We start from the raw sequence: 26,844 nt of genomic DNA, 5'->3' as shown, positions 1-26,844 counted from the left end.
TGGGGGTGACCGGCATTCAGCGTACTACCGACGCGTCGTCGCGTGCGTCTGCGCACCGGCCAGCCGCGCTGAATGCAGGGACAGAAGTAAGAACAGCAGGGCGAGCACGAGCATCGCCCCCGCGTATGACAGGGCCGCTCCCATCAGCGCCCAAATCGGCACCAACAGGCGGCTGAGCACCAGGACGACGACGGCGGCGGCGGCGTAGCCTCCAAAGACCAGAACCTGACGACGCATAGTTGTCAGGGCGTAGTACAGGATGACCGCCACAGCGTTGAAGGCACCACCGGCAACCAATATCATGAGCTCGGGCAGATAAGCCGAGACATCCTGATTGAAGACAAGCTGCAGGATCCACGGCCCCGCCACGAGCGAAACCAACGCCACCAGGACGAACGCCCCGGAAGTGGTCACCAGGCCCCGGCGAACAAGCCTGGCGAACCCCTGTCTGTCACCGCCGACCCAACGGGAGGCAATCGGGGTGAGCAATGGCCGGAACACAAACAGGGAAAGCATATTGATGGCTACTGCCGGCATGTAAATGATAGCGAACACGCCTTGCGCCTGAGAGTCCAGGAACTCCTCAATAGCGTACCTCGGCGCATTGGTCAGATACATCGCCAGGAAAGAGCCGAGGAATAGCGGCAGGCATTCTACGAGCAGGGACCAGATCCGGTTGAAGTCCCAGCATGGTCGCACCGAGAACAGGCGCCGTGCCGCGGGCAGGTACAGCAGAACGAAGGCGATGCTGGACATCACCAACGTCAGAATGGTGGCACTCATCAGGTCATGAGTCACCACCAGGGTCACGACGAAAACACCGGTCGTGGTAGTGATTCGCCAGAAGCAGGCACGGCCTCCTATGTCCAGCCGCCCATTGCGCTGGAACTCGGAGTAGAACACATCCTCAACCGCATCGAATATGCGCAGCATAGCCACCAAGAGGCTCACTAGTCCGTCGCGAGGACTAGCCCCCGCCATGGTCGCCGCTACGATCCCCCCAATCATGAGTACGGTCGTCACGATGCGGGTGGCCAGGTAGTTCCCGAATGCGTAGCGCCCGGAGACGTCGGTTACATGATAGGTGCGAACCTCGTACATGCCCAGCGTTTGGAATTGCTGGCCGACGGCGATCGCCAGGGAATAGACCCCGGCCGCGGCAATTCCGGCGGTGCGAGTAACCGCCGTGAGCATGATCACCAGGGAAAGCGAGCTCATGAGCGAGGCCGCGGTATTCCACACGTAGTCGCGGCCCAACTGCCGCCTGTCGCCACTGACCACGCCTAGTCCTCCGGTGAAGCATAGGGCCCAAAAGTCACCCAGGCTGCCGCATGGTTCACCCGCTCATCCTCCGCCGGCAGTTCCATATAGCTACCATAACCGCGGGTCAGGACGGCATCATACTGGCGAGGCAGCATGACACGAATCCCCTCAAAGGGCACCCGGCGGGCCGGGAAGAGCTCGTCCAGACGCACTGCCCAGTGGCGCGGGTCTGTGGTCGAGTAGTCACCCAGCATCTCGGTGTGGCTTCCCTCGAAGCGTCTCGCGCTGCGCTCCCACCGGCTCTGCAGCAGGCGCGGACTTACGCCGAGCATACGCATCGTCCAGTGGACAACATGCAGCACGCCGGTAGCGAGATGGGTCAGCGGGGCCGGCAGGTCAACCTGCGCGTGCGGGGTTCCTCTCAGGTACAACAGCCTCCCCCACAGCCAGGTACTTCGCCTTTGGCGGCGGTAGGAGGCGCCATCGTCAGGCAAGGAATCGAGCGGGAACAGATCCACTCCAATGGGCATGCGGTAAGGGCGATCCCGCGCCGCCTGCGAAACGAACTCACTGCCCACCAGTCCTAGAACAGCGAAAGTCTGAGGATAGTCGGGATCGGAACGCGGCGAGTGAATCTTGAAGGCCTCGCCCAGCACAGCGGGAGCCTGGTCAAGGAAGCGCTCGTAATCCGGACGGGGCATGCACACATCGGCGTCGTCATCCCAGGGGATGAACCCCCGGTGACGCACGGCACCAATAGCGGTGCCGCCGTAGACGGTGTAGCGGACTCCAAGGTCAATGCACACGCGGTCAAGCTCCTCTAGGACAAGCGTAGTCGCGCGCTGGACTTGGGCGAGCTGCTCCGATGGTTCGTCGCCGCTCATGACCGTCCTTCCTCGAACTCGTCGGCATACGGCCCGAAGTCGACCAGGTGCATCCGGTGATTACGCTGCTGGTCCGGCGGCGGTAGGGCCATGTAGTCGCCGTAACCGCGGCTCAGCAAGGCGTCATAGTTGTGCGGAAGCATTACGGTGATGTCCTCAAAAGGTACGTCGCGGGTGGGGAACAACTCCTCGCGGGTGACTACCCAATTGTAGGGATCGCGCATGGTGAAGTCGGCCATACGTCCCGTGTCCTCGTGCTCGTAAGCGCGTACTGCCTTCTCCCACCGCAGCTGCAGCGCGGCGGGCGAGACTCGAGTCAGCCTCAGGCCCCAGTGCACCAGAGTTGTGAGCGCATAGATCAGGCGGCGGCGCACTCCGGTGATGCCGATAAGGTAGGGGCGGGGAGTACCTCGCAGAAACAGCAGGCGGCCCCAAAGCCAACTCCGGCGGCTCATAGAACGCATGGCGCCGTCGTCGTCAGGAATATTATCCACCGGAAGGACGTCGACGAAGAAAGGCATGCGATAGCTCGAGTCCTTATCCGCTTCGGGGATTAAAAGCGTTCCCTTGAGCACCATTTTGGTGAACATAAAAGGGAACTCGGGGACGGTACGGGTGTTGTGCAGCTCGAACTCCCCTCCCATGACGGCGGGGGCCTCGCACAGGAACCGCTCGTAGTCTGCACGCGTGAGCATCACGTCAACGTCGTCGTCCCACGGAATAAATCCCCGGTGGCGAACCGCTCCGATGGCGGTGCCACCGTAGACCGCGTACTGGATCCCCAACTCGCGGCACACCCGATCGAACTCGCCTAGCAAACGGGTGAGCAGCACGTGGATGTGGTCAAGCTGCCGCTGGTCAGCCGCGTGAGAAGGCATTGGCATCTCCCGTCTGATCTGGGCCGTCATCAGTTGGCGAGTCAGGGCAGGCCGCATCGCGTCCAGCCCCCGGAAAGGTCACCAGCGTACGCCAGTCCGGCGTAGCCGCCAGTACCGTTCCAACCAGCAGGACGAGGCACCCCGCGATCTGCAGCGGCGTGGGCACGGACCCTTGGAGCAGAAAGGCGAACAGTACCGCCCATGCCGAATACGAGATATTCAGGGCCATGCCTCGCGACGCCCCGATTGTGCCGATGGCCTTGTAGTAGAACAAGTATGAGAACGCACCCGCAATTCCGGCAAGCGCAACGACCGAGGCGGCCCGCGTTGCCACAGACGCCAAGGTGAAACCAAGGATCCCGGACAACGGTGCAACCACTAGCAAATAGACCAGTGAGGACGTGGTCTCGCGAATCTGCAGCGCAGTCTCGTTATCAACCGTGTCATCACGCATGCCCCAGGCCAACAGCACGGCCTCAGAGCCCCAGCCCAACACGCACGCGAGCGCGGCAAGAACACCGACCGGCGCTGAGCCGGGAACATCGAACTCCGTGGAGGACCATCCGATAAGTACCACTGCCGCCAGTGCCACCACCAGCGCCACCACCTGTCGCGGTCTCATACGCTCGCCGAGCAGAATCGCGGCCAGCAGGGTGCCCACGGCGGGATAGAACGTGGAGATGATCGCGGTGTAGGCAGGACCGATGTTATCAATCGCAATCAGGTAGCCGGTCATTCCGAAGGGACCACCCAGGAGCGCCCCAAGCATGACAATCTTACCGCTACGAGTGCGCAGGGCCGCCGCGGTATCGTGCAGCCGACCCCGCGCTGCCATATATAGCGCAAGCACAATAGCGCACGTGGTGTCGTGCAGAACGGCGCCGGTTAGCGTCGCGTTCCCAACGCCGAGAAACGGCACCAGTACCAGGGCCATACCGAGAACAACGGTGTCGAGGCCCCACAGCGCCCCGCTGATCACCCCGTACCTCATGCCACCGCTCCCGCCGACAGGCGCGGCGCCGGCGCGCTCAACAACGGAGTGTCTGTCTCATAGGAGGCCAACAGCGCATCAACGTAGTCGACGGCATGGCGGTAGTAGATGAACAGCCACTCCCCCACTTCATCCCCCTCCGCTTCCTTCGCCAACGCCCATACATACCAGCACCAGCCGGCAAAAACGACGTGTGCCCAGAAGTGACGTCGCTCAACGGGAGTGGGCTCGCCCTCGAAATAGGCGAATAGCGCTTCCTCAGCCTGCTCGCCGCTCAGCTGGGCGCACACGACCATGGTTCCGAAGTCGCTAGCAACATCGGACATACCGGCATACTCCCAGTCGATAAGATCGATGTGCCCGTGCTCATCAACGAGGAAGTTCAGCGGAAAGAAGTCATTGTGGCTGGGCCCGACCGGGAAGCCGTCGGCATCGGCATAGCGGCTAAGCCGAAGGATCTTCTCCCGCAGCTCGCCATATCCGGGCACATCGACGGGACCGTTGGCGGTAAGTAGGCGCTCGTAGCGCAGCCCCTCCTCCACGAAACCGAAGCTGCGCGCGAGCACTCGGTCGCTGTTGTGAAGACTGCGCGCCATGGACATCGCCCGCGCCAACTCACCAGGACGGTTCACGTCAAGATTACGACAGTGGGGGATGAAACGGGATATCTTCCACCCCTTGTCTGGGTCGCCCGCGAGAAATGTCCGGTCAATGCCGAGCTCCCGGGCCAGGAACAGAGCATCAAACTCAGCTTGCCGATCAACGATCTGGTCCGTGCCGACGCCTGGATGACGGTACACGTATTCCTGGCCGCCGGCGCTGAAGTGGCACGAGAGGTTCGTGATGCCCTGCTTGAGCGGATAGAAGTCGACTATCTCTGTCTTTGGCACGCCCAAAGCCGAGGCAATATTGTCGAACACCTCCGAGTCCACATTCTCCATGAACAACGGATCGAAAGAACGGATCTCGTCAACCGAGTCGAACTCATTGATGACGCCAGCCGGGTAGCGGCGCACTCGCATGTCAAGGTCGCTGACGTGGTCGAGGTAAATCGCTTCCCACAGCTTTGCGGCGGTCTCCGGCAGGTGGTACACCTCTTCAAGGATCTGGCGGAACGCTGCCGAGAAGGTCCGGTCGAAGTAGACGTGACCGAGCATCGTCCAGGCGTCGGCACCGCCCATAGTCGCGCCGGTAATGCGATCACCTGCGCCCACGGTTATACACCACTCGTCGGTGCTGCCCTCAGCATACTGGGCCGAGTAGTAGGCGTGATGGACGTGCGACTCGAAGGGGTTAACGGTGAAGTAGTCATCCGAGGAACACACGTAGGTGTTGTCGAGCCGGTCGCGTACGCGCCACAAAGAACCGTTGTTGTTACGCGTGGCGTACTCATCATTGACGACGATTCGGACGCCGTACTTCTCCGCCAGGTAGAAGAAGTACTCCTTCTTGTATCCGACAACGACGGTGATGTCGCTTATTCCGGCTTCAAGCAGCTGTTCAATTTGCCGCTCGATGAGCACCTCCCCACGGACCCGCAGGGTTCCCTTGGGACGCTCGTAGGAAATCGGAGCGAACCGCTCGGAGAGCCCAGCAGCGAGTACGACGGCGTTGGTCACGCGGTACGGTTCCAACGCGGCTGCACCCGCGTCAGTCAGGGAGCGATCCGCCAGCAGCCCGCGTGCCTCACACTCGCGCACCGCAGCGTTGGCGCTGCCCAACGACATGCCGGTCGCCGCCTGGACCTGCCGCTGAGTCAGCGGCTCTCCGGCGCGCAAGTACGCGTAGAGCACATCGAACTGCGACCGTTTCAAAGAAAGGGTCCCCTTATCTGGAGAAGTCACAGGCAACACCATCCGTTCATCAGCTTTCAATCAAGACTAGCGTTCGAAAGCATACACACGCCACCCAGATTTGAACAAACGCCGCCGGCGTTTCCCACGGCGATGGCCCACACCGCCCACCTCCAGGTCACGCGGCAGCAGGCGACTCCGCCGTCGGCGCCGCGGAGGCAGTGGGAGTCTCGCGCTCAACCGGCCGTGACCTGCCGCCGCCCACCAACCACACCAGCATCGTGGAGGCCAAGAGGGTACAGGCCGTGACCAATGCCCACAGCTGCATCGGGGAGATAGGAATGTTCCACCACCACTGGACGCCGACATCAAGGTTAAAGGGCACACGATTGATGTCTTCAATGCCTTGCGTATACCGGAGCAGTAGTCGATGAACCGCAGCGGAACTCACCGCAGTGGACACAACGACGACCAGCATCGCCTGCGTACGAGTCATCATCGTACGCGAGTCGTCGGTGAGGAAAAGCACGAGGTAGAACACCGCCAGCAACGGCAGCACATAGCGGGGCTGAACCATGACATAGACATTCGGCAAGCCATTGAGAATCGCATACACAACGGGCATTCCCGCCAGCGCCCCGAGAATAACTCCCGCCGACAACAGCTTACGCCAGGTCATCACCCGGACTCCCATGAACAGCGCGATAGCGGCGAGGCTCAGCGCGCCAATGGTGATCACGCCGTCCATGGGGACATCCCACCAACCTCCACCCCAGCGGCGCCCGTACATACCCGCCAGGAACTGAGGCACACCCTGAACGATCTCGAACAGCCGGGTACGAGTCATTGGCGGAGGCTGAGCCCCCTCACCGGAGGCGTAGCCGCCCTGCCCCGTGCTCCGCATCACCCAAACTCCAGCAAAGCCAACAACAGCCGCGACCAGCGCATGGACACGGATCTGCCGCCGCCAACGCACCCCCAGAAGCAGCGCCAGGGAGACCACGAAGAGGAAGAAGGCCGCGTCGCCACGGGACATGCAGGCGAGCACGCTCCCAACGACGCCCAGCCCCAGCAGCAGCCACTGACGCTTACCTTCAGCCCTGAGCGACATGAATAAGCCGGAGGCGTAGGCAAGCACCCCAGTCAGCGCCCACGAACTGGGATTATTGGAAGCTACGAAATATACGCCCATTGGAATCCAGGCGAATCCGACCGCGGCAATGTAGCCGGCACGCAGTGCGGGTGGCGACAGCAGCGCAATCGTTCCCAACAGGGCCACTGCGATGAGGACGTTGACAACACGCATTATAATCACCGAGCGGGTGACGTCGCTACCGACGAGGGCGTGATGGAAACGGTAGTAACCCACCGGATAGTTCCCGTCGTCATAACGAGCCGTATAGGCGGTCGTCTCGTCCGAATAGGACATCCGGCAAGCAGCAGATGTCTCCGGGTGCTTCTTATAGCAGAGCGAATCATCATCGATGGTCTGCGGCACCAGGACCTGCGTAACGTTGTCGATCGTCTTGGTCTGACAAGACTCCGCCACCGGACGCGGACACCATATGCTTCCCAGATGGTAGTCATCGTCGGGAGAGCCGCCCAATGGGGAGCACAGCACCCAGCCGACCCCGACGACGAGCAAAAGCAGCATGGTCAGCGCGGCCCCGAGGCGCCTGCGGCTTCCAAGGGGCCACCGCGATCGTCCCGCCTGGCTCGACCCGGTTGCTGCATCCATTGATTATTCTCCTCGTTGCTCGACGCGATGCCCGCACCCCAAGCCGACCGGAGAGGAGTGGAACGCCGGCGCTGTCGCACCCCGCCATGCAGGAGTTGCGCATGCCGCAGCAGCACGCAGTCTCGTCAACACGACCGAGAAGATCTCGCAAACAGTCGCCGGAAGCTCGCGCCAGGGAATGCTAGCAGGTATTGAGGCGGCTATGGAGACTCTGTTTGTTTCCTGGGTTGCCTGGAGTGAAGCCAACCACCCGGGCTTAGCGGCATTGGCTGGGTGGGCCTATCCAGGTTGCTGCCAGTGAGGTACCCCTGCCATGGCGCGTGAACGTGCGGTTTCCTCGACCGAGAGACGGCATTTGCCCAGCCGGGAGGGACGGGATGCCCTACAGGTCTAGGCTAGGTGGGTCGACGGCTTGCGGCGCTCGCCGTCAGCCCGGCACCGTAGTGCGAACCAGATGGAGAACCATGACTGACACGGCCGACACCCCCGACCGCACCGACGGCATCGAGCTGCTCAAGCCGCTCGGTGTTGAGACCACCCCGATTCCCGGCTTCCTGCGCATCGATCTGACCGTGCACGGCGACAACCGGGGCTGGTTCAAGGAGAACTGGCAGCGGGAGAAGATGACGGCCCTGGGGCTGCCGGACTTCGGCCCGGTGCAGAACAACATCTCCTTCAACGACGAGGTCGGGGTGACCCGCGGCATCCACGCCGAGCCGTGGGACAAGTTCGTGTCGGTGGCCACCGGTCGCGTCTTCGGTGCTTGGGTGGACCTACGTGAGGGGCCGTCCTTCGGCACCGTGTACACCACCGAGATCGACCCGTCGGTGGCCGTGTTCGTGCCCAAGGGCGTGGGCAACGCCTACCAGACGCTGGAGCCGAACACCGCCTACACCTACCTGGTCAACGATCACTGGTCGCCCGACGCCCAGTACACCTTCTTGAACCTGGCCGATGAGACCGTCGCCGTGCCGTGGCCGATTCCGCTGGAGCAGGCGATCCAGTCCGACAAGGACCGCGCCCACCCGCGCCTGGCGGACGTCGTCCCCTTCGCAGCCACCGACGCCACCGCGGATGGCAGGCGCGTGCTGGTCACCGGCTGCAAGGGGCAGCTCGGCCGCGAGCTCATGAAGCAGCTGCCCGCGGCCGGCTTCAGCCCCACCGGCGTGGATCTGCCGGAGGTGGACATCTCCGACGCCGACGCCATGGCCGCCTGGGACTGGTCCGTTTACGACATCATCATCAACGCCGCCGCCTGGACGAACGTCGACGGCGCCGAGACCCCCGAGGGACGGCCCCTGTCCTGGCGCGCCAACGCCACCGGCCCGGCAAACCTGGCCCGGGAGGCGGCCCGCCACGATCTGACCCTGGTGCACATCTCCAGCGAGTACACCTTCGACGGCACGCTTGAGCCGCACACGGAGGATGAGTCCCCCAGCCCGCTGGGCGTGTACGGCCAGTCGAAGGCGGGCGGCGACGCCGCCGTCGAGGCCACCCCCAAGCACTACCTGGTGCGCACCTCCTGGGTGGTGGGTGACGGCAAGAACTTCGCCAAGACCATGGCCTCCCTGGCCGCGCGCGGCATCGCCCCGAAGGTAGTGGACGACCAGACCGGCCGACTCACCTTCACCACCGACCTGGCGGCCGGCATCATCCATCTGCTGCGCACCGGCGCCGAGTTCGGCACCTACAACCTGTCCGGTGAGGGGCCGGTGGTGTCCTGGTGCGACGTCGCCAAGCGAGTCTTCGAACTGGTGGGCCACAGCGCCGAGGAGGTCACGCCGGTGACGACCGCCGAGTACTACGCCGGGCAGGAGGGCATCGCCCCGCGTCCGCTTCGCAGCGCTCTGGACCTGAGCAAGATCGAGGCAACCGGCTTCACGCCGGGCAACTCCATGGAGCGTCTGGACGCCTACGTGCCCACCATCGAACTGTGAGTTCGTGAACGCTAGCGGGGTGCACCTCATGGGGACGTGACCCACCCACCACCCCTGTGGGCAACGAGTCCGAAAATGTGGCCATCTCTGCGACGCGACACGCGCCAAGTCCTTGCCTAGTCCGTTAGCCTTCCCACATGCGTATTTCGGTAATTGGTTGTGGATACCTGGGCGCTGTGCACGCGGCCTCGATGGCCGAGTTGGGCCATACGGTGGTGGGGGTTGACGTCGACGCCCGCAAGGTCGAGCTGCTGTCCCAGGGCAAGGCCCCCTTCTTCGAGCCCGATTTCGAGGATGTCCTGCGCCGCAACGTGGATGCCGGGCGGCTGACCTTCACCACCGACTACGCGGCAATCGCCGGCGCGCAGGTGCACTTCATCGGCGTGGGCACGCCCCAGTCGGAGACCGGTGCCGCGAACCTCACCTACGTGAACGCAGCCATCGAGGGCATGCTGCCGCACCTGGGCCAGTGCACCGACGGACCGGAGGTCGTCGCCGGCAAGTCCACCGTCCCGGTGGGTACCGCCGCCCGCCTGGCCGAGCAGGTCGCCCCTACCGGCGTGACCCTGGTGTGGAACCCGGAGTTCCTGCGCGAGGGCTTCGCGGTCAAGGACACCCTCGACCCCGACCGCATGGTTTACGGACTGCCCGACGACGAGCGGGCCGCGGCGGACGCACAGGCGGTCCTGGACGAGTTGTACCGGCCGATTATCGAGGCGGGTAAGCCCCGGCTGGTGATGGATTATCAGACCGCGGAGCTGGTGAAGATCTCCGCCAATGCCTTCCTTGCCACCAAGATCTCCTTCATCAACGCCATGGCTCAGATCTGCGACGCCGCCGACGCCGACGTGACCGCGTTGGCCGGCGCCATCGGCCTGGACGACCGCATCGGCAAGCGGTTCCTGCGTGCGGGTATCGGCTTTGGTGGAGGCTGCCTGCCCAAGGACATTCGCGCCTTCCAGGCCCGCGCCAACGAACTGGGCGTCGGCGAGTCGCTTGGCTTCCTGGCCGAAGTGGACAAGGTCAACGACGCCGTACGCCACTCCGTGGTGGACACCGCGCGTCGGCTGCTGGGCGAGGACTTGGCTGGAAAGCGGGTGGCGGTCCTCGGCGCGGCCTTCAAGCCGGACAGTGACGACATGCGCAACTCCCCCGCACTCGACCTGGCGCAGGAGTTCACGGACCTGTCCGCCTCTGTGGTGGTCATGGACCCGGCGGCCAGCCCCATCCTGGCCGACCGCGAGGGCCTGCCCTACGAGATCGCCTCCAGTATTGAGGCGGCGCTGAATGGCGCTGACCTGATCGTGCTGGGAACCGAGTGGAAGCAGTTCACCACCTTCGACCCCGCCAAGGCCGCCGAGCTGGTGGCCCGCCGCATCGTCATCGACGGGCGCAATGCGCTGCCGCGCGAGGATTGGAAGGCCGCCGGCTTCACCTACGCGGGCATCGGCCGGCGCTGAAGCTCGCCCCTGTGTAGGCATCCGGTGCCGCCCCGGATGGCGGGCAGCTTGTAGGCTTGGCCACGTCACACCATCGCGGTGCTCGAGGCACCTACCTGCGTTCGCCGGCGCTCCCATCCGAGAAGGAAGTTCATGAAGCTGTTCGTGCAGATCCCCTGTCTCAATGAGGAGGGGACGCTAGGCCTGGTCCTGGACACGATTCCCCGTCAGATCGAGGGGGTCGACGAGATCGAGATCCTCGTCATCGACGATGGCTCTAAGGACCGCACCGTGGAGGTGGCCCGAGAGCACGGGGTCAAGCACTTCGTGCGCCACGCCCGCAACATGGGCCTGGCCCGCTCCTTCCGGGACGGCGTTGACTACGCCCTGGCGCACGGCGCCGACATTGTGGTCAACACCGACGGCGACAACCAGTACAAGCAGGAGTACATCGGCGACCTGGTGGCCCCGGTGGTGCGCGGCGAGGCCGACATCGCCATCGCCGATCGGCAGACCGCCAAGATCGCTCACTTCTCCTGGTTCAAGAAGCGCATGCAGCACTTCGGCTCCCAGGTGGTCAACTACGCGGCCGGCACCCACCTGCCCGACGCCGCCTCCGGCTTCCGCGCCTACTCCAAGAACGCCCTGCTCAAACTCAATGTGATCACTCAGTTCTCCTACTGCATGGAGACGATCATTCAGGCGGGCAACAAGCGGCTGCGCATTGCGTCGGTGCCGATCACCACCAACCCCAAGACGCGTGAATCGCGCCTGTTCAACAACATCTTCCAGCACATGGCCAAGTCCGGTGGAGCGATCACCCGCTCCTACCTGATGTTCAAACCGCACGTGGTGCTGGGCTGGCTGGCAGCGTTCTTCGCGATCGTCGGGGCCATTCCGTTCGTCCGCTTCTTCATCCTGTGGTGCATGGGCACCGCCGGCGGTCACATCCAGTCGCTGGTCTTCGGCACCACGATGCTGGTGGCGGCCCTGCTGTGTGTGGCCCTGCTGGTGATCGCCGACCTGCAGCGCACCAACCGGGTGCTGATCGAGGAGACTCTGGAACGGGTGAAGAACATCGAGTATGGGCGCGTGGACGACACGCAGATCTCCGGTATCAGAGCCGCCCTCATCCCCGGCCTGTTGCCGGGCGGGGACGATCCCAACAGCCAGGAAGACTGAGACGTGCGCAGGGTTCTGGGCTTCGGCACCTATGACGTCGCCTCGCATCCGCGCGTCGAGGTGCTTCTGGAGGGCTTGCGTCGCACACCCGGCAACAAGGTCCGCGAGCTGGATGAGCCCCTGGGACTGAGCACCGCCGACCGGGTCGCGATCCTCAAACAGCCCTGGCGACTCCCGGTTCTTGCCGGGCGACTGGCCTCGCGCTGGTCTCGTCTGGCCGCCGGCAGTCGCCGCTATCGCGGCTCCCACAAGCCCGATGCCCTGCTGGTGGGTTACATGGGTCATTTCGACGTGCTGCTGGCCCGTCTGCTCTACCCCCGCACGACGATCATTCTGGACCACCTGATCTTCGCCTCCGGCACCGCCCGCGACCGCGGCGAGGATGGGGCCAAGGCAAAGCTTCTGTCCGCCCTCGACCGTATGGCAACACACTGCGCCGATGTGGTAGTGCTGGACACCGCCGAGCACGCCGCCAAGCTTGACGCCTCCATCACCGACCGCGGGGTGATCGTCCCGGTCGGGGCCCCCATTTCCTGGTATGAGGCCGGAGAGGGCGCCGCCACGGCACGCGGCGACGACGACGGCGCCCGGAACACAGGACGCCCCCTCACCTTGGTCTTCTTCGGGCTGTTCACTCCGCTGCAAGGCACGCCATACATCGCTCACGCGCTGCGGCAACTTGCTGAGCGAGGTGTGCCGGTGCGAACGTTGCTGATCGGAGCGGGGCAGGATCGCGCCGAATGCGAACAGATCCTGGCCGGCTCCCCGGCCGAGCGGATGGTTCAGTGGCGCGACTGGGTGGACTCCGCCGAGCTGCCCCGTGTGGTGGCCGAGCACGACGTCTGCCTCGGCATCGTCGGCACCACCGACAAAGCGCTCGACGTCGTCCCGAACAAGGTCTACCAAGGGCTGGCGGCCGGATGCGCCGTCGTCACCTCCGACACCGCCCCGCAACGCCGCGCGATCGGCGACGGCGCGATTCTGGTCCCGCCGGGTGATCCCCGCGCCTTGGCGGACGCCCTGGAGCGTCTGGCAACCGATCCGACGGCACTGCGCGACGCACGTGAGCGCGCCAAGGCCGCCGCGGCGGCCTTCGTGCCCGAGCAGGCCGTCCTCCCGCTGGTCGCCGCCCTGGAGCGCGCTCGTACCACGGAGGCGACTCGGTGAGCCTGCTCATCAAGAAGACCGTGGATGCGCTGCGCTCCACGCCGGTCCGGGTTGGCTTTCTCGTGCTGGTGGTCCTGCTGGCCGTGTATGCGGTCGTCTCCCAGTGGGATGACATCGTGGCCGCCATGGCCGGCATGAATCCGCTACTGCTACTCGGTTCACTGCTGGCCGGCGTGATCTACGTGCTGCTGACCATGCTGGCGTGGCGGGTGCTGCTGGCGGACATGGGCACAACGCTGCCGCTGAGCGCGGCCTTCCGCGTCTTCTTCGTCTCCCAGCTCGGCAAGTACATGCCCGGAGGGGTGTGGAACATCCTCGCCGCGGCGGAGCTCGGTGCAGACCATGACATTCCGCGCCGCCGCTCGGTGTCGGTCATGGCGGTGACGGTAATCGTCTCCATCGTCACCGGCGCCGCGCTGGCGGTCGTGATGATGCCCTTCGCCTCAGACCAGCTGCGCGACAGCTACGGCTGGGTGAGCTGGACACTCCCCGTCTTCGTCGTCATGCTGCTGCCGCCGGTCCTCAACCGGCTACTCGCGCTGGTCTTCCGGCTCACGGGGCGGCCTCCGCTGGAACATCCGGTCAGCTGGTCCGGGATCGGCGCCTGCACGGCCTGGACACTCGTCGCCTGGGCGGTCGCCGGCATTCAGGTGTGGCTGCTGGGTATCGGCATTGGAATGGCCGGCTCGCCGGCCACACTGGCATTGTGCATCGGCGGGTACGCCATGGCCTGGACCGTCGGCTTCCTGATCGTATTCGTTCCCGCGGGCGCCGGCGTGCGCGAGGGTGTGCTCGGGCTCGTCCTTGCGGGCTCGCTGACCACCGGCGGCGTCGTCGCGGTGGTGCTGCTGTCCCGCGTGGTGCTGACCGTCGCGGATCTCGTCATGGGCGGCGGAAGTCTTCTGACCATGCGTCGTGTGTCAGGCCTGCGCCACACCAAGTAACTCAATTGATCCGTGGGGCCCTGCGAGTGGCGTCCCGCCGAGGGCCCGACGCCACTTAACCTTCGCCGGTCACCGGTCACCAGTGTCGGTATTCGATATGCGGATCACGCATCATGCTGTGCTGCCATGGCAGCAGGGAGGCGATCTCCTCAGAGGTGATCTGCGGACGACGAGTAGAGGACTCACGATGCCGCATCCGCACCGAGTTCACGCAAATCACGGCTCTGCCGTCAGTACCCGCCTTGAGGCAGAAGTCAATGTCGTTGAAATTGAGAGGCAGGTCTTCGTTGAATCCGCCGACGGCCCGGAAGTCGGCGGCTGTACACATCAAGCAAGCACCCGTCACCGCCAGATACGGAACATCCGCCTGCGCCTGAGGATGACCCGGATCGTCAACCTCGAAGATCCGAGGATGCATGGGTAACTCACCGGGAGGGCAGACCACTCCCATGTGTTGAATGGTGTCGTCTTCAAACAGCAGTCGGGCACCGACAACCACGACCTCTGGCCTGGCGAGCGTACCTAGAAGATTGTTCATCCAACCCGAGGTGATGGGTTCAACATCATCGTTGAGCAGCAGCAGAACATCTCCCGCGGCTTGCCTCGCGCCTTCGTTGACGGCCACGGAGAAGTTGAACGGACCGCTCGTCCGGACCACGCGTAGACGATTCCCAAGGATTTCCCGACAAGGCGTCACCGCCGAATCCGCGGTTGTCTCGTCAACAACAAGCACGACCTCCCAGCGGTCATGTTCGACTGTGCGTACGAGTGCCCGCAATAGACGCTCTACCAGCACCTCTGTGGCTTCGTCGACGCGCCGACTGGCGAAGGCGGTTGGCACGATGATCGACACGTGCTCAGAAGCATCGTCCCTATGCCGCACGAGTGGCATGCCCGCGGAGGACAGAACGACTGATTCCGCGGAACGCCCCTGTGCAGCGCGGAACATGCGTGTCAGCTTCGGGCGATCTGATTGTGCCGCCATGCTGGTCGTGGTGGCCTGTACCACCGCCGTCACCGGGCAGTGGACGATCCGCTCCGCCTCCGACGTGACTCGCAGCAAGATCTCCCAATCCGACATCGAGTCTTCCAACTGTGGCAGTTTCTTCGCGGCGTACCCGCCTTCGATTAGCACCGCACGCCCACCGTAGGGCAGTTGTTCCAGCAACAGCGGCAGCCAGCGCGGAGAGTGTATGACGCCGAAAGGAGTCCTGGCGTTCATCGTAGTGACCTGGGCCTCAAATGCCTGAGCAAAGCACGACAATGCTTCCAGGGCTCCCGACTCAACCTTGTCGCCAGCCCGCAACAGCAACACGTGAGACGCTTCCGGACGCACAACGGCTTCGCGCCAAGGGGTGACGCATGCCCGATCCTGCTCCCGGCGCACCAGGCCAAACGCTGCGAGGGTACGTTCCTCATCCTCGTCGCTGCCCGGGCTAATGAAGACATCGACCGCTGTCATCGGTTCTTCCCAGCCATTGTCCCGATAATCCGGCGGGTTCCACGGATCGGCATGGCCACCCGCCGCGACAGCCTACCCAGCACGGGATGCCCCTTGCGTGCGGTCGACGCTTCCGACGACGTCGCCGCCTGCAACTCATCTTGGGCCTTGTCCGCTCGAAGCGTCTCCTCCCGCACCCGCGTCGCCTGTTCCTGCAGCAACTGGTCCCGCAAGCGGATACCCGCGCGCAACATTGTCACCAGCGCTCGATACTCCTCAATCTCCTGCTTGAGGCCCTGTACTTCGGCGCTTTCTGCCCGGGCTGCGAGCGCCTGACGAAACATGCGGTCGGCTGTGCGCAGGTCGGTATGGGGGTCGACAGGCGTTGAGTCGGTCATGAACGCCAGCATACGGCGACGCGCCACGACCGTCAGCACAAGACGGTGCCGGTAGCATGAGTCCCATGCGGATCGCCCAGGTGTCAGGACACTATCCTCCGAATTTCGTTTCCGGCGGCACCCTCGTGCCGCAGCGGGTCGCCCTCGCCGCGCATAGAGCCGGACACGAGTCCTACGTTTACGCGGGGTACCTCGATAAGAACCGCCGTCCGCTGGAGACTTGGGACGAGGATGTTGAAGGCGTACACGTCACCTGGCTGGTGACGACCCCATGGACGGCCTGGGACGATGAACGCAACTGGGACAATCCTGAGGCGACTGCCGCTTTCCGAACATGGCTTGACCGAGTTCGTCCCCAAGTGGTCCACTTTCACTCGATTCAGACTCTGGGTGTCGGACTCGTGGAGGCCGCCCACAATGCCGGTGCCCGCGTGGTGCTGACCATGCACGACTTCTGGTGGTTCTGCTCCCACCAGTTCCTGGTTAACGAGGACATGCGCCCGACTTCGCTGGTCGCCGATCTGGGAGCGTGCGACTGTGAGACCGGCGGACCAGCCCTTCGGGAACGCTCTGCACGCATGCGCCGCGCGCTGGACGCCGTCGATGTGGTACTCGCACCGTCCGCCAGCGCTGCCCGCGTTTATGCCGCCAACGGCGTGGACGCTTCCATTCTGCGTGTAGATGAGAACGGGCTACCGGATGAGCAGCTCGCCACACTCACCCGGACGGCGGCGCTCCGCCCACGCGAAGCGGCCGGCCCTCTACGCCTTATGTACGCCGGTGGTGCCCAGGCGATGAAGGGCTTCGATGTTCTGGTGGACGCATGCCGCAGACTCGAAGATGTCTCCGAGCTCGTCCTTGACGCTTATGGCACGCACGAAGCACATGTTCGGAATCTTCCCGCCTGGGTCAGACTCGAGCCCGCCTTTGCCCCGGAGGAGTTGCCGACGGTACTGGCAAAGCACGACTTCCTTGTACTGCCCTCTGTCATGCGTGAGTCCCACTCGATTCTGACTCGCGAGGCTCTCGCCGCGGGCCTGGGTGTGGTGTGTACGGATACGCTCGGCCCTGAGGAGGCGGTGGAGGATGGTTTCAACGGACTGATCATTCCGGCGGGCAACCCCGAGGCCTTAGCCAATGCCCTGAGGGAACTCGCCTCCGATCCCAGCACCGCCAGGTCAATGACGGGCCGGGGGTCGTCCTCACCTATCCGCACTTTCTCCGATCAGGCGGCCGGCATTCTCAAGCTTTACGAAGATCTAGTCGACGGCCCGTCGGCGCCCTCGGCACAAGCGGACTCACAGGCCGCAGTGCGCGATGCCCAACGCAGTCTCTTGCACCGGATCCTGTTCATTGTCGGTATCTCTGGCGCCCCGCTGCGGTACCGGGTGCACTTGCCCGCCGAGGCGCTACGAATACGCGGATACCACACTGACGTCCGTCACTACCGTGATCCGGAGCTCACCGAGATCGCCGGCAAGGCGGACGCCGTCGTTCTCTACCGAGTTCCTGCCACCAATCAGATATTGGAGCTCATCAACAGTATCAAGGACTCGGACCGGACCGTGCCGATTCTATTCGACGTCGATGATCTTATTTTCGATCCGTCGCTACGTGGCACGCTAGATAACCTTGATGGACTCTCCGATGCGGAGGCAGATCTGTGGTGGCACGGTGTCGAGCGCTATCGCACCACACTAGAGAACTCTGACGCTTATATTGGATCGACACAAGTTCTGTGCGACCGGGCGAACGAGCTGACAGGACTGCCCGCATACCGCTTCGCCAACGGCGTCGGGAGAATATTGGCCCGCGCCTCCGACGCAGCTGTCGCCTCTCCCCGCACCCCTGGACCCCCGCGTATTGGGTATTTCTCGGGCACCACTACGCACGACGCCGACTGGGCGAGCATTGAGTCCACAGTCACCGCGGTCATGGAACGACACCAAGACGTGGTCCTGGTTCTCGGCGGCCACATTCAGCCCACCACTGCCCTGCAGCGCTTCGGAGACCGCGTGCAGCGTCTCCCCTTCCTTGACTGGCAAGAGTTGCCGCGGGCCCTGCGCGATACCGATATCTGTCTGGCGCCACTGACCGGAGACTCCGTTTTCAACGAGTCCAAATCAGCCATTAAGTGGCTGGAGGCAGCCCTGGTCGAGACTCCCACGATCGCCTCGCCAACTCAACCCTTCCGTGAGGCCATCGACGATGGACGGACCGGTTACCTCGCTAAAACGCCTCAAGAGTGGGAGCGTGCGCTCGAGACTCTGCTCGAAAGTCCCAGAGCACGCGCGCGCGTGGGCGCCCATGCGCGCCGGGAAGCACTGCTTAACTATTCCCCGTACCTCCAAGCCGTGGTCTACGAGAACATCCTCATCGACGTCGCACTTGCCGTACGCGAGCACGGACACCGCGCGCACAGCGGGTGGAAGGACGTCGCCGACGATGAGCCTTTCTCCGGTGTAGACGCGCGGGTCGATGCCTACGTCGCTGTACCGGTCCCTGACGCGCCACCTGTATCACGAACCCACCGCATGCTGCTCAAGACGCAGGATCTGTTCCAGCGTGAAGGTGCTGTGGCCGTCGTCAAGCGTGCCGTGCGCGTCATCAGACGCACGGTCGCTAAGCGTTGAAGCCCCGCCAGCCGTCAAAAGGGAGCCGGGCCGCCCCTGTTGCGCAGCCCGTCCACGATGCCACGACTCATTGCGCGCAGACGCTCACGGCGTCTGTCGGCAATGAGTGCGTTGAAGGCAATGTACTTCAACATCCACACCAAGTAGCCGACCCTCCAGGCAACGGGCATGAGGCCGGACCGTATCAGCGCGATCGTGTTTCGCATCAGGTAGTAACCGCGTATCGGCCCGTGAACATGGACGGGCTGTGCTCGCCCCGGCAGCTGAACCGTCTCATCTCCGAGAGAATGATTCATGACCGTTCCGGTAGCCACTAGCAGGGCATAGCCCGCCTTGCGGGCGCGCAGGCCCCACTCGAGATCCACGTGGTCAATGAACATGGCCTCATTCATTCCCCCGACCTCTGCTAAGACGTCCAGATCAATCAGGCAGCCGGAGGCCAGCAAGAAGGCGGCAGATAGCCGGGGTGATCGCAACTCGTCGACCGTGGCCCGCCGGGGCCCCCAGCGCCGAGCAACGTAGACCAACTGGTCACCGCCCGGCTTGTTCTCTCGAATCAACGGACCCACAGCCGCTACTCGGCCGTGGTCGCCCTGGGCTAGCGCCTCGCGGAGCTTTGCAATCATTCCGTCGGACGGTGCGGAGTCGTCGTCGAACAGCACCACGAAACGTGCACCCCGCGCACGCACGACCGATATACCGCGATTCTGAGCCGTGGCCACGCCCGTGTTAGCCCCCTGCTCAACCAAGACGGCTCCCACGGCGTGACACAGCGAGCGTATACCTGAGGAACCGGACAGTTCGTCCGTGTCAGAGCCGTTGTCTACTACGACGACGCCCTCACACTGTTCAGTAAGTGCCTCAAGCAGTCCCCGAAGCTCCTGCCCCGGGTGATAGCTGACAACAACGGCCCAGACGCCGGCGACCGCGCTCATGATACCGACAAGGCCCCCATACCCATGGCGTCGAGCACGCTGAGCACCGCAATCAACGTCCCTCCTAACGCGGTGAGCGCCTGAGTCGTACGCGACCTGTTTCGGAGTGCAACGGCCAAACACAGAGCCGTCAGCGCAACAAGCGAGAGTCCATATCGAGGAAAGACAGTAGCGAAATAGGCGTTCTCGCGGAGCCATTCTTGGACCTCGACGAACATCACCACCATAAACGGGCCGAGCAACCCTACCCAACCCAATTTACGTTCAGGACCGCTCAGCACCAGCACAGCCATGAACGGCGCAGCGGTCAGCAGCAGCGCAGCGATCCCCTGGGTAAAGCTGCCAAGATAGGTAACCGTTTGTGCAGGTTCCCAGAAGCCGGACCACCCGAAGACGCTCGTACCGGTTGCCAGCCAGTGCAGGAACGGCAGCTCGCCGCTCTCCAGCACCACTGTGTTGACACCGAGCACCGGATTCTGCCAGCCCGCGGGGGTGTGCGCGGAGGTGTACGCGTTCCAAGTCAGCGTCCCAATTCCGACACCCACGACGGCCCCGAGCGCGGTAAAGCCACAACGCCATCCGTCAGCACGGTGCCGCAGCAACCGGTAAAGACCAGTAACCCCCAACACAACCGCAACCACTAGCACGGCCGCACACGCGATGGTCTTAACCAGAGCTGAGAGCAGACCGACGAGCAGCGCAATATGCCAGCCGTGCTTCTCGTCTCTGGCCTCACGCTTCAGCACCCACGCAGCGCCGACACCGACCAACAGGAATGGCGCGTCCGTGGACACGGTACTAGACGTCAACGCGAACGCTGACATTCCGAATAGAAGGGCGCAGCAACCAAAAGCAACCGCAGCGGGTACGCCCCAGCGACGCATGATCGCATACAGGCAGACCAAGCCGACGGCGAAAATGACAGCGCACGCCAACCGCATCAGAACGACCGCATCAAAGGAGGTCAGCATCATCCCGACACGGGTCATCATTCCCACAACAGCGAAGAACAACGGTGGTTGCCAAGCGTTGTAGTTCTCCGTGATGATGTCGAATTCTGCGCGGTCCGTCGTACCGCACGCGGGCAGAGAATCGCCGACATTTTCCTGCCCTCTGCAAGCCCACTGGTTCAAGGCGAAATCTGTGAGCTCATCCCCACGATGTGGAACCTCGCCGTGCATAACCCGCCAGACGTAATCAATGTGACTGATCTCGTCGATCGGACTGACCTGGGGTGCACGGAAAACAGTGACGGCCGAGGCCACCAACGAAGTAACCAACAGAATGGCGGCAATCAATAAGTCCACTCGACGCCGGCGTATCCATCCGAAGACGCGCCGCATCCCCACGGTTCCCGCTTTCGTAATCACTTCAGCTGCTACCGCCCTCGCCGGCCGCTGCGCGCCAACCGCATCTTGGTCTTCGAAATGACGCCGGACACGCCACTAGTACGCATCACCCGCACCGCGCTACGCAGCGCGATACCCGCCTTCGTCATCACCGGGAGCCCCGACTCGCCGGGGTACCCTCCGCCCGTTGTCAACCGGGCCGCATCGGCCGCACGCCTTGGAGCCGCACAATAGTCTAACAGCGGCGTCAGCGACCGCGACCATGTATACCGCTCAGCCACTCGTGCTACGTTGTCCCGAATCCGCTGCGCACGCCCCGCATCATTCAAAATATCGAGGATTCCCGCGGCGAGGGCCGCATCGTCACACTCGGAGACGACCACTCCCAGATCCTCCGCCGCCACCAAATCGCCGAAGGAATCGCCCGCCGTACAGGCTATCGGAAGCCCCGCCCACAAATAATCCAGGATCCGGGTGCGGAAGGAGAACGACGTCTCCACATGGTCGAAGTGGGTGGAAATACCAACATCGGCATCCTTGAGATAATTTACACGATCCTCGTAGACAACCCAATCTTCATGAAAGAACACCGTAGTCCCAGTGAGTCCGAGTTCATCCGCAAGCGCACGCGTGCGCACCGCCATCGTCATCTCAGGGACATCAGGATTCGGATGCTTCATCCCTAGGAAGAATAGCCGCACATTCGGAATCGTGTCACGAACACGCACCACCGCGCGTATCGCCGTGAGCGGGTCGAACCAATTGTAGACGCCGCCTCCCCACAGGATGACCGGGTCGTCCTCACCGATCCCCGGGATCACGCCCTTAATCGCGTGCCGGGACTGGATGGCAGGACTATCAGAAGTACCGAACGGAACGACGCCTAAAAGCGAGCGAAGCGACGGGTCCGCATCATAGGTCTCCGGATTAACGCGACCAGCCAAAGCCAAGTGACCGATCCACAGATCGCGCTGTTTTTCTGAGGCACAGATAAAGTAGTCACCGCGCACCGACTGCGCGGAAAGCTCCCGCAACGCGTTGGCCAGTGCGGCGTGGCGCTCGGGCAACGGCTTGTACTTCTCAACCTCCAACGATTCCAGTTGGAACGGATCGTAGAGATCCACGACTAAACATTGAGGCACGTCTTTCAGCCACGGAAACGTCGCGGCGACGAAGCCTTGGATGATCACTACATCAGCGCCTTCGACTTCCGCACGGAAGCTCTCTACGCTGACCTGAGCAGTTCCAAATCGAACGTCGCTTCGTTCACACTTACCGAATGTGACTAAGCGGACGCGGTGACCACGCTCGGCCAAATGAGAGGAGATTTCCCACGCGCGGATAGCAGGGCCCGCCATACGTTGCGTCAATGCATCTAATGTAACAACGAGGACTCGCGGCAAGGACGTGCGCGCGGGCGTGGCGATCGTGTTCATTCATGTACCTCCGCTGGCCAACTCCAGCGCCCGTCCATAATTAGCGGGCCACCCGACTCAAATGGTATTCCGCGCGCAACGTACAGCCGCGCACTGTCCCGTAGATAGTCGTACACGTGCAGCGTGGACGTGTCAACAATTGAGCCGTGAATAATATACTGGCCGGGTTGCAGAGGCAATCGCGGAACAGTCAGGTCCACGCTGCCCCTCCCCTCAAGATACGGGACGTCGAACTCGAGGTCGCGAGTATTATTGCCCCAGAGATAAAGTCCGTCACTCGTCTCCATCGCGAATCCGAAATGTGGATGTTCGATCCGGGTCTCGGCATTGTAGTGCAGGCGCATAATGACCTCATCACCTGTGCACACGTGCCCCCGGTAGGCGTTCCGTGGCGGTCGAGCAGTTCTACTTGTTCGACACGCGCTTCACCGCTTCCCCAGCGAACGCGTCCGTTAGCATCAACACGGACGTTGGCACGTGTCGAGTCTGAGTACTTCTCCAGAACCACCTTCGCCTCCCCCTCATCCTGAATCCGACCATGAGCCAGCCATGCCGCGCGGTCGGCCATTGCACGGATCTGCGGCATCGAATGTGACACCAGAACCACGGTACGCCCGTCACGGCGGAACTCGGCGAACTTCTCCCCACACTTCTCCTGAAATGCGGCATCGCCAACCGCAAGGATCTCGTCTACCAACAGGATTTCCGGTTCCGTGTGGATGGCCACAGAGAATCCGAGGCGCACATACATCCCCGACGAGTAGTTCTTTACCGGTTGATCAATGAACTCCTCAACGCCCGAAAAGTCCACAATCTCATCAAACTTGGCATCCACCTCCTTTTTACTCATCCCTAGGATGGAACCGTTTAAGTAGACATTGTCGCGACCGGAGAGCTCCGGGTGAAATCCAGATCCCACCTCCAACATCGCCGCCATCCGGCCCCGCGTGGTGATGGTGCCGCCATCTGGCACAAGTATCTTGGCCAAACACTTCAATAGGGTTGACTTACCTGAACCGTTGTCCCCCACGAGCGCGTAGGTGGACCCCTGGGGAATCTCCAAGTCAACATCCCGCAGCGCCCAGAAGTCTTCATAAACCGAGCGCCTGCGCCTGAGTATGGCCGCCTTCAGCGTTTGATTCCGTTCCTTGTAGATGCGAAAGCGCTTGGAGACACCATTGACCGAAATAGCCGCATTCGGGCTCAAGATTCAGAGCACCTCCGCAAGTCGTGGCTGGTGCCGATCGAACAGCCTCCAGCCGATGAGGAATACAGAGACCGACAGTACCACCACAATGCCGATGGTGGACGGATCGGGGAGCCTGTTGTCGTACAAGAGGTTCCGAAACGCCATAATGTAGTAGTAGAAGGGATTGAGCTTATAAAGCTCCATTACAGTAACCCCCAGGAACGGGCCGATCTTGTCCGACTGCGCAGCGACCATCGACGCTGGATACACTATCGGGTTCGCATAGAACCACAACTGAAAGAGGATTCCGACCAGATACTGCGTGTCTCGGAAGTACACGTTCGCCATGGACATCATCATGGCCGCACCGGTTGCAAAAAGTGCAAGTAGACCCATTAAGAGCAGCGTCGGCACAATCCATAACCATGGACGCCCGCCCAGTATCGCTATCGCAACCACGAGCACGGCCATCTCCATAGCCCAGTTGTACAGCCATGACAACGAGTTTGATACCAGGAGCGCCGACCTGGGGAAATATACTTTCTTAATTAGGTTCTCGTTACCGACGAGCGCGCCCATGCCACCATTCACCACGTTGGTGAAGAATGACCATGGGAGAATGCCGCACATCAGCCACAAGGCGAATATGTTCAGCCCCGAGGGATCGCCGGCGTCAGGCTGCACACGGATGACGAATTGGAAGACGAATGAGTATATCACCATCTGAGCGAGCGGGTTGGCCAATGACCAGAGTTGTCCGAGTGCTGTGCGCTTGTACTTTCCCTTCACCTCCCTCATCGTGAGGTTATACAAGAGCTCACGCGACTCGCTCAAGTCGGCGAAGATCGCCACGTCGTACCTCCGATCGGTCTCCGGGCCCGTCAAGGACCAACGGTTGGACCGACACTACCGCATCCGACCGCCCACCTCTCCGCCACCAGGGAGTCAGCGGACAACACCGAGTGTGTCGGTTCCGTTGCCGTCCCAGTCTCCCACTATTGCTTCGTCCCCGGTGCGGCCATAGACCACAACCCGGTCGGCGCTGCCGCTGGTGATTGAGTTCTTGATGTGGTAGGTGGCGCCGCGGCGCACCGCCAGCGTGTCCTTGCCGTCACCGTTCCAGTCTCCGACCAGCACCTGGTCACCTGCCCGACCATATACGACCACCTTGTCGGCGCTGCCGCTGGTGATTGAGTTCTTGATGTGGTAGGTGGCGCCGCGGCGCACCGCCAGCGTGTCCTTGCCGTCACCGTTCCAGTCTCCGACCAGCACCTGGTCACCTGCCCGACCATATATGACCACCTTGTCGGCACTGCCCGCATTCATCGAGTTCTTGAAGTAGAAAGTCGAGCCGCGGCGCACCGCCAACGTGTCGGTACCGTTGCCGTCCCAGTCGCCGACCAGTACCTCATCCCCAGCTCGGCCGTACGCAAAGGTGCGCAACGAGTCACCGCTGGTGTTCGAGTTGCGGAAGCCGAACAGCGTGCCGTCACGCCGAGCCGTGGTGTCCACACCATCACCGTTCCAGTCGCCCGCCAGGATCGTCGATGTTGATGCTCCGTAGTAGAAGACCACGCTCGCAGTGCCCGACCACCCGTTGTTGAGGTGGATTTGGCGGGAGTTCGACGCCTTCGTGTTAGAGCTACCGCCCATGGCGTTGATCTGACTCTGCGCGGTCGAGCGGATCTGGCCCAGCTTGGAGTATCCGACGTCGCCGGGGCAGGTGGTGTAGCCGACGTCGCGGTGCCCGGAGATGACGGGCAGGGAGATGGTTTGTCCAGCCTTGTACTTCTCCGTGGACTTGAAGGTGAAGTTGGAGGAGCCGGTGGCGCTGGTGACCCCGGCCCGCTTCAGGAACCAGCCGGCCATCTTGCCGACATTGGTCAACTGGGTGGAGGAGGGGGACACGCTGGTGTAGGTGCCCATCATGGAGATGCCCATGGTGCCGGTGTTGGCGCCGTAGGCGTGACCACCCACCACCATCTTGCCGGCCGCGGCACTGGTGGAGCCGTAGCGGCCCTCGAACACCTGGCCGTACTTGTCCACCAGGAAGTTGTAACCGATGTCGCCCCAGCCGAGGGTGACCGCGTGGTAGTAGTAGATGCCGTTCACGATGGAGGCGGACTGGCTTGAGGTGTAGCTGTTGGTACCGGCGGTGTGGTGGACGATGACATGATCGGCCGTCACGTATGACGGCGTCCAGGTCATATAGGAGGAGTTGGCGCCCCACTCCGCGCGCGTGATCACGGGCACCGGCAGGCTGCCCGCGGTGGTGGCTGCCGCCAGCGCAGCGGGCAGGTTCGGGCTAATGGAAGTCCCGCCGCTCGTGCCGGTCGAGGCCGCAGCGGACTCGGTGGTTGCGGTTGCAGCCTCGGTAGGCTCCGGCTCCCCCTCCTGTGGGGCCGCATCATCCGCCGCCTGCGTTACCACGTCGGTGGGTGCAGTCAGGCCGCTCGTCAGGTTGTCCTCCGCCTCCTCGGGCGTGGCCACCGCGGTGGGCTCGGCGTCCACGGAGTCAAGGTTCTCGGGCTCGAGTACCTCCTCGCCAACGGGCTGGCCGGGGATCAGCGCCAGCTGGAGATCTGCGGGTAGGTCGGCCGCATCGCCGATGACGCTGGCCTGCACGGCGTCCGCACCGCCGGTGACGAACTCCTCCGTGCCGGCAACACCGACGGAGTCGTCCCGGCCGGCCCCCGATGCCTCATTCAAGTACCACTCGGACCAGACGCCGTTCTCCCGCACGCGCAGGTAGACGTCCAGGCCGTCGGGCAGCTCGTCGGCGCCGGTCCAGGTAAATCCGGCGACCAGGAAGTCGTCTACCTCAAGCGGTTCGGTAAGCAGGAGGGCGTCCGCCTCCGGGTCCACGCCGCCGGCGGAGGCCGCCCGAGCCACCGTTGCCAGGCGCTCGTTGAGTCCGGGGGCGACACCGGTACCGCCGCTCGTGCCGGCCGACGTCGTCTCCTCAAGTCCAGCCTCGGCTACCTCGGTTGCCTCACCGGTGGAGGTGGTCAGTTCAAGCAGTTGCACGGGTGCGGCCGTCTCGGCAGTATCGGCGACCGCCGTCGTGGCGGGCATGAGTCCGGCCGCGAGCAGCGGGACCACTGCGGCCATTCCGAGGAGTCGTGGGGCTCTCATGAGGATCCTTTCGCCATCGCCACCAAACCCATGAGTCACATGTGCACATTGGGGCGTATGTGACTCGCGTGAATCATGAGGCACTTTACCCGTCACATCTTGTCATTCCGCC

The 26,844-nt window shown here is 63.1% G+C and carries 20 protein-coding genes and 1 pseudogene; 6 read left to right on the top strand and 15 right to left on the bottom strand.

Annotated features, from left to right (window positions below; all coding sequences use genetic code 11):
* Positions 1 to 24: 24 nt before the first annotated feature.
* The 6 genes from C3B71_RS05345 to C3B71_RS05320 all read right to left on the bottom strand — a co-directional run bounded on the left by C3B71_RS05345 (position 25) and on the right by C3B71_RS05320 (position 7,547).
* Positions 25 to 1,281: a lipopolysaccharide biosynthesis protein gene (locus tag C3B71_RS05345; RefSeq protein WP_181574871.1), complete on the bottom strand. Its 1,257-nt coding sequence runs from the start codon at positions 1,279 to 1,281 to the stop codon at positions 25 to 27.
* A 2-nt stretch (positions 1,282 to 1,283) separates the two neighbouring features.
* Positions 1,284 to 2,147 (bottom strand): LicD family protein, encoded by an 864-nt coding sequence (locus C3B71_RS05340; RefSeq protein WP_073327160.1) that lies wholly within the window; start codon positions 2,145 to 2,147, stop codon positions 1,284 to 1,286.
* Positions 2,144 to 3,025: a LicD family protein gene (locus C3B71_RS05335; protein ID WP_073327161.1), complete on the bottom strand. Its 882-nt coding sequence runs from the start codon at positions 3,023 to 3,025 to the stop codon at positions 2,144 to 2,146. Before C3B71_RS05335 ends, C3B71_RS05340 begins: the two co-directional genes overlap by 4 nt.
* Entirely contained in the window at positions 3,006 to 4,016 is a 1,011-nt protein-coding gene (locus C3B71_RS05330; protein WP_083565258.1) for a DMT family transporter, read from the bottom strand. The genes C3B71_RS05335 and C3B71_RS05330 overlap by 20 nt, the downstream gene beginning before the upstream one ends.
* Positions 4,013 to 5,872, bottom strand: a complete 1,860-nt coding sequence (locus tag C3B71_RS05325) for a phosphotransferase (RefSeq protein ID WP_108966618.1) — start codon at positions 5,870 to 5,872, stop codon at positions 4,013 to 4,015. Before C3B71_RS05325 ends, C3B71_RS05330 begins: the two co-directional genes overlap by 4 nt.
* 115 nt (positions 5,873 to 5,987) lie before the next feature.
* A complete protein-coding gene (locus C3B71_RS05320; RefSeq protein WP_108966616.1) occupies positions 5,988 to 7,547 on the bottom strand; it encodes a DUF2142 domain-containing protein in 1,560 nt (519 codons plus the stop codon).
* 464 nt (positions 7,548 to 8,011) lie between these two features.
* On the opposite strand from C3B71_RS05320, the gene C3B71_RS05315 reads away from it, so the two are divergent.
* From C3B71_RS05315 to C3B71_RS05295, 5 genes are all read left to right on the top strand, one after another.
* Positions 8,012 to 9,484 carry a sugar nucleotide-binding protein gene (locus C3B71_RS05315; protein ID WP_108966614.1) on the top strand — a complete coding sequence of 491 codons (1,473 nt, stop codon included), beginning with the start codon at positions 8,012 to 8,014 and terminating at the stop codon, positions 9,482 to 9,484.
* 137 nt (positions 9,485 to 9,621) lie between these two features.
* Positions 9,622 to 10,944: a UDP-glucose dehydrogenase family protein gene (locus C3B71_RS05310; protein WP_073327167.1), complete on the top strand. Its 1,323-nt coding sequence runs from the start codon at positions 9,622 to 9,624 to the stop codon at positions 10,942 to 10,944.
* 132 nt (positions 10,945 to 11,076) lie between these two features.
* Positions 11,077 to 12,105: a glycosyltransferase family 2 protein gene (locus C3B71_RS05305; RefSeq protein ID WP_108966612.1), complete on the top strand. Its 1,029-nt coding sequence runs from the start codon at positions 11,077 to 11,079 to the stop codon at positions 12,103 to 12,105.
* 3 nt (positions 12,106 to 12,108) lie between these two features.
* Positions 12,109 to 13,272, top strand: coding sequence for a glycosyltransferase family 4 protein (locus C3B71_RS05300; RefSeq protein WP_199912583.1), 1,164 nt, complete (start codon positions 12,109 to 12,111; stop codon positions 13,270 to 13,272).
* Positions 13,269 to 14,216, top strand: coding sequence for a lysylphosphatidylglycerol synthase domain-containing protein (locus C3B71_RS05295; RefSeq protein ID WP_199912582.1), 948 nt, complete (start codon positions 13,269 to 13,271; stop codon positions 14,214 to 14,216). The genes C3B71_RS05300 and C3B71_RS05295 overlap by 4 nt, the downstream gene beginning before the upstream one ends.
* A 76-nt stretch (positions 14,217 to 14,292) precedes the next feature.
* On the opposite strand, the gene C3B71_RS05290 is transcribed toward C3B71_RS05295, so the two are convergent.
* Positions 14,293 to 15,678 carry a glycosyltransferase family 2 protein gene (locus tag C3B71_RS05290; protein ID WP_108966610.1) on the bottom strand — a complete coding sequence of 462 codons (1,386 nt, stop codon included), beginning with the start codon at positions 15,676 to 15,678 and terminating at the stop codon, positions 14,293 to 14,295.
* Complete coding sequence (locus C3B71_RS05285) at positions 15,675 to 16,055, bottom strand: hypothetical protein (protein ID WP_146752411.1); 381 nt, start codon at positions 16,053 to 16,055, stop codon at positions 15,675 to 15,677. The genes C3B71_RS05290 and C3B71_RS05285 overlap by 4 nt, the downstream gene beginning before the upstream one ends.
* Before the next feature lie 65 nt (positions 16,056 to 16,120).
* Between C3B71_RS05285 and C3B71_RS05280 the strand changes: the two genes are divergently transcribed.
* Positions 16,121 to 18,688 (top strand): glycosyltransferase, encoded by a 2,568-nt coding sequence (locus tag C3B71_RS05280; RefSeq protein ID WP_108966604.1) that lies wholly within the window; start codon positions 16,121 to 16,123, stop codon positions 18,686 to 18,688.
* Between the two features lie 14 nt (positions 18,689 to 18,702).
* On the opposite strand, the gene C3B71_RS05275 is transcribed toward C3B71_RS05280, so the two are convergent.
* From C3B71_RS05275 to C3B71_RS05250, 7 genes and pseudogenes are all read right to left on the bottom strand, one after another.
* On the bottom strand, positions 18,703 to 19,623 hold the full coding sequence (locus tag C3B71_RS05275) for a glycosyltransferase family 2 protein (protein ID WP_108966602.1): 921 nt from the start codon (positions 19,621 to 19,623) through the stop codon (positions 18,703 to 18,705).
* On the bottom strand, positions 19,620 to 20,921 hold the full coding sequence (locus tag C3B71_RS05270; protein WP_146752410.1) for a hypothetical protein: 1,302 nt from the start codon (positions 20,919 to 20,921) through the stop codon (positions 19,620 to 19,622). Before C3B71_RS05270 ends, C3B71_RS05275 begins: the two co-directional genes overlap by 4 nt.
* Before the next feature lie 80 nt (positions 20,922 to 21,001).
* On the bottom strand, positions 21,002 to 22,408 hold the full coding sequence (locus tag C3B71_RS05265; RefSeq protein ID WP_234416114.1) for a glycosyltransferase family 4 protein: 1,407 nt from the start codon (positions 22,406 to 22,408) through the stop codon (positions 21,002 to 21,004).
* On the bottom strand, positions 22,405 to 22,752 hold the full coding sequence (locus C3B71_RS16790; protein WP_325048219.1) for a Wzt carbohydrate-binding domain-containing protein: 348 nt from the start codon (positions 22,750 to 22,752) through the stop codon (positions 22,405 to 22,407). Before C3B71_RS16790 ends, C3B71_RS05265 begins: the two co-directional genes overlap by 4 nt.
* A 398-nt stretch (positions 22,753 to 23,150) precedes the next feature.
* Positions 23,151 to 23,438: pseudogene (locus C3B71_RS16785) on the bottom strand (ABC transporter ATP-binding protein); the annotation flags it as partial.
* A 180-nt stretch (positions 23,439 to 23,618) separates the two neighbouring features.
* Positions 23,619 to 24,449, bottom strand: coding sequence for an ABC transporter permease (locus tag C3B71_RS05255; RefSeq protein WP_073327181.1), 831 nt, complete (start codon positions 24,447 to 24,449; stop codon positions 23,619 to 23,621).
* Between the two features lie 93 nt (positions 24,450 to 24,542).
* Complete coding sequence (locus C3B71_RS05250) at positions 24,543 to 26,732, bottom strand: N-acetylmuramoyl-L-alanine amidase (protein WP_108966598.1); 2,190 nt, start codon at positions 26,730 to 26,732, stop codon at positions 24,543 to 24,545.
* Between the last annotated feature and the right edge of the window lie 112 nt (positions 26,733 to 26,844).

Source organism: Actinomyces sp. Z16 (assembly GCF_003111765.1).
In the GTDB taxonomy this organism is placed as follows: Bacteria; Actinomycetota; Actinomycetes; order Actinomycetales; family Actinomycetaceae; genus Actinomyces; species Actinomyces glycerinitolerans.
This window is presented reverse-complemented; position numbering and strand designations above follow the sequence as displayed.